The 1600-nt window shown below is 71.3% G+C and carries 1 protein-coding gene and 1 pseudogene; both read left to right on the top strand.

What is annotated here, in order from left to right; translation table 11 throughout:
- Window positions 1–523 (top strand): annotated as a pseudogene (locus ACWD4P_RS38145) (M24 family metallopeptidase); the annotation flags it as partial.
- A partial coding sequence (locus ACWD4P_RS38140; RefSeq protein WP_449782811.1) for an SDR family oxidoreductase occupies window positions 523–1600 on the top strand: 1078 nt, incomplete at its 3' end. The pseudogene ACWD4P_RS38145 and the gene ACWD4P_RS38140, both read left to right, overlap by 1 nt.

Genomic DNA, 1600 nt, shown 5'->3' with positions numbered 1-1600 from the left:
GGCGGACATCGGCTACTCGGGCTCGCTCGGCCCCAATCCCGTGCAGGACAAGCTGCTCGCCGACCTGGAGGCACATCGCGAGCTGATCGTGCGCGAGGTCCGTGAGCGCCGTTCCCTGCGGGAGATCTACGAGGACGTGGACCGTCTCATGGTCCGCCAGGGCTATGCGAACCGGCATCGCGCGTACCCGTTCGGGGTGATCGCGCACAAGGTGGACCGGGTCAAGGAGCGCCGGATCTCCCCGACGCTGTTCGGCTTCGGCACGCAGTCCCTGAAGGGGCTCGCGAGCGACGCGGTCCATGGGCACCGGGACGGCTGGTCCCCCCTGTGGTCGCCGTACAAGTTCTCCGACCATCCGCCGCAGCCGGGCCTGTGGGCGGTGGAGCCGCACCTCGGCTTCCGGGGTACGGGCGCGAAGTTCGAGGAGATCCTGGTCGTCACCGACTCCAAGGACCCCGAGCAGAGCGCGTTCTGGCTGGACGACGATCTGCCGCATGTGCGGCGCTGGGCGGAGGGCATCTGATGGCGGAACTCAAGGGGCTGGCCGGAGCGCGGGAGCGCTGGGTGAGCACGGGCGGTATCGAGCTGTGCGTGGCCGAGCTGGGCGACCCGACCCGGCCCACGGTGGTGCTCGTGCACGGCTACCCGGACTCCAAGGAGGTGTGGTCGCAGGTCGCCGAGCGGCTCGCCGACCGCTTCCATGTGGTCCTTTACGACGTGCGGGGCCACGGCAGGTCGACGGCGCCGACGCCGCTGCGCGGCGGGTTCACGCTGGAGAAGCTGACGGACGACTTCCTCGCGGTCGCCGACGCGGTCAGCCCGGACGAGCCGGTCCATCTGGTCGGCCACGACTGGGGCTCGGTGCAGTCCTGGGAGTTCGCCACGGTCCGGCGTACCGAGGGCAGGATCGCGTCCTTCACCTCGATGTCGGGCCCGTCGCTCGACCACTTCGGGCACTGGATCAAGAAGCGCATGGCGCGGCCGACGCCCCGCAGGGTGGGCCAGCTGCTCGGCCAGGGCGCCAAGTCCTGGTACGTGTACATGCTGCACACGCCCGTGCTGCCCGAGCTCGCCTGGCGCGGGCCGCTCGGCAAGCGCTGGCCGAAGATCCTCGAACGCATGGAGAAGGTGCCGGCGGGCGACTACCCGACGCCGTCCCTGCCCTCGGACGCCGCCCACGGCGCCTGGCTCTACCGGGACAACGTACGGGCGCGGCTGAGCAGGCCACGCGCCGACGCGTACGCGCACGTGCCGGTGCAGCTCGTCCTGCCCCTCGGCGACATCTTCCTGTCCGAGCGGCTCTATGACGAACTGGAGCTGTGGGCACCGGGATTGGTCCGACGCACGCTGCCGGCCAAGCACTGGGTACCGCGCACCCGCCCGGATCAACTATCCGCGTGGATCAGCGAATTCGTCCTGGCGAACGAGGAGCGGGAGGCGGGCGTGCCCGCTCAGCGCACGAAGGCCACGGGCAAGCACGCCGAGCGCTTCGGCGGCCAGCTCGTGCTGGTCACCGGCGCGGGAAGCGGCATCGGGCGGGCCACCGCCTTCGCGTTCGCCGAGGCCGGCGCGCGCGTGGTGGCCGTCGACCGGGACACGG

Source organism: Kitasatospora sp. NPDC002543 (genome assembly GCF_053594915.1).
The sequence above is the reverse complement of the archived record's forward strand: the minus strand, read 5'-3'. Positions and strand labels throughout refer to the sequence as shown.